The sequence below is a fragment of the Pseudopedobacter sp. genome (genome assembly GCF_040392825.1).
Lineage (GTDB): Bacteria > Bacteroidota > Bacteroidia > Sphingobacteriales > Sphingobacteriaceae > Pseudopedobacter.
In genome coordinates, this window is record NZ_JBEBVH010000218.1 from 1 (window position 1) to 6783 (window position 6783).

The 6783-nt window shown below is 35.8% G+C and carries 5 protein-coding genes; all 5 read right to left on the reverse strand.

Going from position 1 to position 6783, the window contains the following annotated elements; translation table 11 throughout:
• The coding region (locus ABWO41_RS13810) for a hypothetical protein (protein WP_353139125.1) at window positions 1-289 on the reverse strand (289 nt) is incomplete at its 3' end.
• Window positions 290-298: 9 nt separating this feature from the next.
• Window positions 299-1249: a DUF5017 domain-containing protein gene (locus tag ABWO41_RS13815; RefSeq protein ID WP_353139128.1), complete on the reverse strand. Its 951-nt coding sequence runs from the start codon at window positions 1247-1249 to the stop codon at window positions 299-301.
• A 91-nt stretch (window positions 1250-1340) separates the two neighbouring features.
• Entirely contained in the window at window positions 1341-2930 is a 1590-nt protein-coding gene (locus ABWO41_RS13820) for a RagB/SusD family nutrient uptake outer membrane protein (RefSeq protein ID WP_353139131.1), read from the reverse strand.
• Window positions 2931-2940: 10 nt separating this feature from the next.
• Window positions 2941-6393 (reverse strand): SusC/RagA family TonB-linked outer membrane protein, encoded by a 3453-nt coding sequence (locus ABWO41_RS13825; RefSeq protein WP_353139135.1) that lies wholly within the window; start codon window positions 6391-6393, stop codon window positions 2941-2943.
• Between the two features lie 192 nt (window positions 6394-6585).
• The coding region (locus ABWO41_RS13830) for a DUF4974 domain-containing protein (RefSeq protein WP_353139138.1) at window positions 6586-6783 on the reverse strand (198 nt) is incomplete at its 5' end.

Sequence of the window (6783 nt, forward strand, 5' to 3'; positions counted from 1 at the left end):
TAGAAGTATTAAAAGTTAAAAAGCCATTATTCGTCTGATCTAAAACAAACTTATTTCCCGCAGAGGAACTGGTTAACACATGTACTATTCCATCTGTAGGACAGGGTAAATAAGCTGGCGTAATAGTATTCGAAATTAAATTTAAACTTGCTCCTGTACGAGTGAGTGGATTTGATGCTGTACCAGTTAGGTTATAATTTACTATCTCATTCTCTAACTGCCATGAACTTTGAGCATATAGTATCATAGTGCTCGCGAGAACTATTGCTGTAAGTATTAACTTCTTCATAATAAAAATTTAAGGTTTTACAGTTATATTTAATTGTTTGGTTACAGAGTCTCTACCATCTTCATTCAGATTAAAAGCGACAAAAGTTGCTGTATATGTCCCCGGCTTGTAATAGGTATAATAAAATGCTTCCTGCCGTAAATCTTTATAACCTTTTAAAGGAATAGATTTATCCGCGCCTAATACCAGGGTGTCTGTATTGATAGGCTTAGAAATAACCCAGGCTTCGGTATATTCTTCCGTTGTCCCCGAGGCAGTATTACCTCTTAATTGGATTGATGTACTTGAGAAAACATTTCGCCCCTCAGCCGGAGTAAAATTTCCCTTTAATACAGCTGTTTCCGAAGCAAAACCAGATCGGATAAAAGTTGTTACATTATGCTTACCCAGACTTCCTTCATTAGTTATCAGGAATTCGCTGATTGTCACGTCTCGCGAAGTTTTATATGCTATTCTGGGTCTCACAATATATTTAAAGCATATATAAAGCGGCTTTCCCGGTTCCGTATATTGGTTTAAACTATATTCACCACTATTAACTACCGCTGTAGAAGTAGCCAGGTTAAATTTTGAAGTAATATCTGTCCAGGTTGCCGCATCGACATTTTGAGCAGAATACACCCCATTAAAATCATTAGAAACCAACACCTGCAACTGGTTTACCTGAGTACCGGCAGTTCCAAGCTTGGTATTAAACGACATCTTTAAATCCTCTATTGGTACCTGTCTGCCATCCTTGTATTTATATTCACTTAAAGTATCGCCATATGCTACCCCCGAATAAAAGACTATATTATCTGCGTTACTTTTAATATCAAAAAATATAGGATCACCTACTTTGTGTTCAATATTTTCAACATGTACGTCTAATTCGGCCTTTTTAAAATCTGGCTTACTGCAAGAAGAAATAATTACCGGTATTACTAATGCCTTAATCCATTTCATAACTTTTCTATTCATTATTTTTACATTAAAATCACTATGCTGCCATGCGTTTAGCTCCAAAGGAATGCCTTTGGAACTTTATGCTTTCAGTCTTTAACCTCTTTGATTACCACCCAAAGTTTTGAACCAAAGAAGAATTTACGCCCATTTCATAAGCAGGTATAGGCCACAATTCATCGCGTTTAGATACATTTCTGTAAACGGGTACAGCTCTTGAATTGGCGTCTATGTCTATTACCTGACTGTAAACCTCTTTCATGTTCTTCAAAAAATCTCCCCATCTTACCAGATCCCTTTTTCGCAAACATTCAAAGCTGAGTTCTCTTGATCTTTCGTCTTTTATTTCTTTAAGAAGATCCTCATATGAAATATTCATATCTAAGTCTACTGTACTTGGAGAGCTTACCGGTAAACCATAAGCTCTTCTTCTAACCTGATTAATAGATTCCAAAGCTTTAGGAGTTGGCCCCTGATTCATATAATTATCTGCTTCGGCATACATTAAAAGAACATCGGAGTACCTTAATAAAGGGAAATTTTGAGGAGTACTACTTGTTTTTGGTGATACAGTCTCGTAAAAACGACGAAATTTACCCGGATACCTGTTTATAATCTGGGTAACAGTCCACGCCTTTTCTACTGCCGGATTACCTGACAAAGAAAACGGTGCTATAGACCAATCCCTTCTTAAGTCGCTTGATATTAAACTACTTGCATCTGGATATAGATTCCATAATCTGGGAGTTATATTTAAAAAACCGTCTGATCTTCCATAGCGCGGATCGGCTGGGTTTGTTGTATATCTTATTCCATTGGCATTACCTACCGTCCCGCCTTCGGTATAAATTCCGGTAGAATTCCCGTAAAATTCTACTTCTAAGATACTTTCTTTAATATCATAAGTATCTGTAGCATAATTTTTAAATACATCGGCGTAACTGGCATTTAGCTGATGCTCACCCGAGGTTATTACACTATCTGCCCATGCTCTGGCAACTTCATATTTGGTAAAGTCATTTATAGGATTGCCCGCCATATATAAACAGACTCTGGCCAGAATTCCCTGTACTGCAGAACGATTAACCCTTCCGCCATATCCTATTTCGGTTGCGGTTAACACAATACTTTGTGCTTCTGTTAAGTCTGATATAATTTGTTCGTAAACCTCTTTACTTGTTGTTTGTTGTATGTTGGGAGATTGAGAACCTGATAAGCTGGGTTCAAGAATTAAGGGGATATTCCCAAAGTTACTGGTTAACAACAGATAATAATATCCTCTTAAAAATAGTGCTTCGCCCCTAATTATATTCCTGTCCTTTTCATTCATTTTAGGCTTGTCAATATATTTTAAAAGCAGATTAGCCCTATTAATAGCTTCATAACAAACTCTCCAGAAGCTGGTTATATATGAATCAGTAGGTATAATACTATTGTCTAACACGCCCGTAAATATGCTTGAATTGTAGAAAGCTTCATCCGCATCCAAACCTAATCTGCCAATCATCCGCGCCCCATACAATTCACCTTTTCCTAATGGACTATAAACTGCCATTAATGCATTTTTTAGTTGTTGTTCAGTCTGATAAAATTGTTCCTGATCAACAAAATCCTGAGGATTGGTGTCAAAAAGCTTTTTACATCCAGCAAATGACATGAGTATATATACAAGCAAAAAATATCTAATAAAACGTTTCATATTATCAACATTAAAAAGTTGTTCTTAAAGAAAATGCTATTGTTCTCGCTCTTGGATAAGCCGAAAAATCAAATCCAGGAGTTAAAGTTGAATGCCTGGCAGATACCTCCGGATCCATTCCCGAGTACTTTGTCCATGTATATAAATTTTGTGCAACCAAAGACAAATTCATATTGGATATTTTAAACCTGCTTAATATTTTCTTGGGAATTTCATAACCTAAAGACACGGTCTTTAACCTTAGAAAAGAACCGTCTTCAATTAACCTTGAGGAATAATATGCGGGACCATAACCTCCAGACCTAAACATGGTATTACTCTGATTTTCAGGAGTCCATCTGTCAGCATAAGAAGCATATTGGTTTAAATTAGGGACATTAGACGGGTTACCCTCAAAATAGATTCTGTTCCCATTAAAGATATCATTTCCATAAACCCATTGAAAAAACACATTTAAACTGAAATTTTTGTATCTGAAGTTGTTTACAAAACCGCCACTATGTTTCGGCACCGGATTTCCTATAATAGTAATATCATATTCATCAATAACGCCATCACCATTTAAGTCTTTATACTTGATATCTCCTGGCTTAATATTGTCTCTATCTGTTCCCGTATATGGTATGTCTGGTTTTAGATAGTATTTCCCTGGAGACACTTCTTCAAAATCTGAATATTGATAAACTCCGTCAAAAACCTGCCCTATAAACATGGCTGCAGGACCTCCTACTTCGGCCGCATACAAGAACGTTGCATTGTAATTGGCTGCCCAGTTAATTTTACTGAACATTTTCTGTTCATCTTCAGAAAGAGCCAGGATTTTATTCTTATTGAAGGATATATTGATATTACTTTTCCAGTCGAAATTTTTGTTTTTAATATTGACTGTATTTAAAGAAAATTCTAATCCCTCGTTTCTTATTTTACCTATATTCTTGAATGCCCTTTGGTATCCGAAACTGTAAGGGACATTTGCATTTAACAGCAAATTTGATGTTGTTTTCCGGTAAGCATCTACTGTTAATGCAATTTTGTTCTTCAAAAAAGATATATCGTAACCCAGGTCAACCTGAGATGTTGTTTCCCATTTTAAATCTTTATTGCCTAAAGTCCCCGGAAACATTCCTAAAACCGGCTCTCCATTGTTCTGTGAATATGATTCTGAAACATTTGTTCCGATAATAGGCGATAAATATGCGAAATCCGTTACCCTGTTGTTCCCGGTTGTACCATAACTGATTCTAAGTTTAGCATCGTATATAACCTTACTTTGTTTAAGGAATTTTTCTTGTCCCATTCGCCAGGCAAATGCTCCGGAAGGAAAGTATGCGGTACGATTACCCGGAGCAAATTTGGAAGAAACATCTGCTCTAAACGTAGCTGTAAAAAGATATTTGGAAAGATAACTGTAATTAACCCTGCTTATTAAAGAGCCTAAAACAGAGCTGGAGTATGCAACAGTGTTCGGTAGCGTTACACCTTCATCCATCCCACTTATTCCTAAGAATTCATTAGGTATCTGTTGATTGGAAAGCCCTATTCTGGAATTATCAATTCCCTGTATTTCATATCCGAAGAGCGCATCCAAACTATTTCTTTTATTAAATCTTTTTTTATAACTAAGTATAGATGAGTTTGTCCAGATTTCCCTATCAAAAAGAGAGAGGTTTCCCTGTACACCTCTTGTATTATTAGGAAGTTTTGACGAGCCTCTAGCAGTTTGGGAGTTGTAAAAATTTTCGGTGTTAGTTTGCCGCTTATCAAATCCTACGGTAACTTTAAGACTTAAGTCTTTTAAGACCTTATAATCGACATTTCCATTAAAATTTATATTATTTGCCCTGCTTTTTCTATAAGTATTTTCAGCAGAAAGCACCGGATTTACTCTGTAATCATAGATAAAAGTTGTTTCTTCATCTCTAAAATCTTCAATAAAATCTTCATCAACATCGTTTTCTTCTGTTTCCCTTCCGGTTACGGGTCTATATGCCCAGGCACCAAAAAGCAAATTACTACTGGCCTGTCCATTTATAGGATCTTCTGAAGCTAGCTGACCGAATGAGTTATTCCGGCTAAAGTTGACTCTTAAACTTGCATTAAGCTTTTTTGTCAATTGTTGATCTAAAGAAACTCTACCCTGATAACGGGATAAACCCGTATTTAAAATAACACCCCGCTGATCATAAATAGAGCCCGATATAGAATATTTTGTTTGTTGTGATCCACCTCTGATAGATAAGTTATGTATTTGCGTATTGCCTAACCTATACAGTTCATCCTGCCAATCAATACCTTTAATCTTTTTATAAGATTCTAATGTATTACCTGCAGAATTATAGTCTGGATTACTCGTAGGCAAATCTGCCGGTGTGTATTTTGCAATATTGGTTGCACTTCTTTCTATTTGATATTTTACAAACTCGTATGGACTCAATAAATCCATTCTCTTTGTTATTTCCTGAAAACCTACAGTTGCCGAATAACTTATAACAGGCTCACCTATTTTTCCTTTTTTTGTCTGAATAACAATTACGCCGTTAGCTCCTCTCGCACCGTAAATAGCAGATGCCGATGCGTCTTTTAAAACATCTATCGACTCTATATCATCTATTGAAAGTGAGGTTGGATCAAAATCTTCCATCGGAAAACCGTCTACCACAAACAGCGGGGAATTATCTTGTGTTAAAGAATTCTGTCCACGAATAGCAATATTAATCCCTTCTTCTCCGGGTTGTCCATCATTAGAAAGTATTTGAACGCCAGCAATTCTCCCCGCCAAAGCTTGATCAAAAGAGACAACAGGGGCAACACGCATATCTTCCAAATCTGCTGTTCCTACCGCACCGGTTAAATCTTCTCTGGAAACTGTTGCACCGTAACCAATAATTACAACTTCATTAAGTTTAGAAACTTCCTGAACAAGCCTAATATTCAACACTTTACTATTTCCGACTCTTTTCTCTTGCGTAGCAAAACCTAAAAAGCTAAAAATTAAAATCGCTTCTTCATTGGGTACATTAATAACAAAGTTTCCATTAACATCTGATACGGTACTGGTTTGTCCGTTTTTCAGTTTAATACTAACGCCAGCTAAAGGCTCATTACGCTCATCGTTGACGTTACCGTTTATAATTAAAGATTGTTTTACTTGAGATAACCCCTTTTCATTTTCTTTAATAAACACTGTCTTAACTACCTTATTTACTACAACATCTATGGCAATTCCTTTAAAGCATTTATTCAGCACTTCCTCCATACTGGCATTCTTCAAATCAAGAGTTACAGGTTTTATCTTCTTAGCCAGACTGGCGTCTGCTATAAAATTATAACCTGTTTGTTGAGTAAGTTGATAAAAAACCTGTTTTATAGGTGCATTTACAACTTTTACATTCACTTTTTGGGCAAATGATGCTGAGTTAGCCTGCAAAACGGTTATCATTATGAAAATAAAACTAAGCTTCATGATAAAGAGAAATTTCAGGAAACAATAAAGTGTGCCACATCGCAATGCGATGGAATTTTTATACATTTGATTTAGGTTTAATTTTTGACTATTTATGATCAGTTACTAATTATCCTATTCAAAGCATAAATACTATGCTTTACATAAACGGGAGTGCTGGTAACACTCCTGTTTAAAGGATTATCTTTTTATTTAATTATCTCTTATTACAAGTACCCTCCTTTCCGAGCTGTTTTTCTGTAGTATTTTAAACTTAACTTTATTCGTCATTTCTAACATTTTCAAAAGATTTGATAAATCTCTTGTTCTTAAATAATTACCCTGAAACTCGACGTCAGACATATCTCCATGGTATTCTACATCAAACCCATACCATCTGGATACCTTTTT

What these genes read in the sequence shown, in the direction of transcription:
- ABWO41_RS13815 (WP_353139128.1), bottom strand. Translation starts at nt 1,249, where the DNA reads ATGAATAGAAAAGTTATGAAATGGATTAAGGCATTAGTAATACCGGTA.
- ABWO41_RS13820 (WP_353139131.1), bottom strand. Translation starts at nt 2,930, where the DNA reads ATGAAACGTTTTATTAGATATTTTTTGCTTGTATATATACTCATGTCA.
- ABWO41_RS13825 (WP_353139135.1), bottom strand. Translation starts at nt 6,393, where the DNA reads ATGAAGCTTAGTTTTATTTTCATAATGATAACCGTTTTGCAGGCTAAC.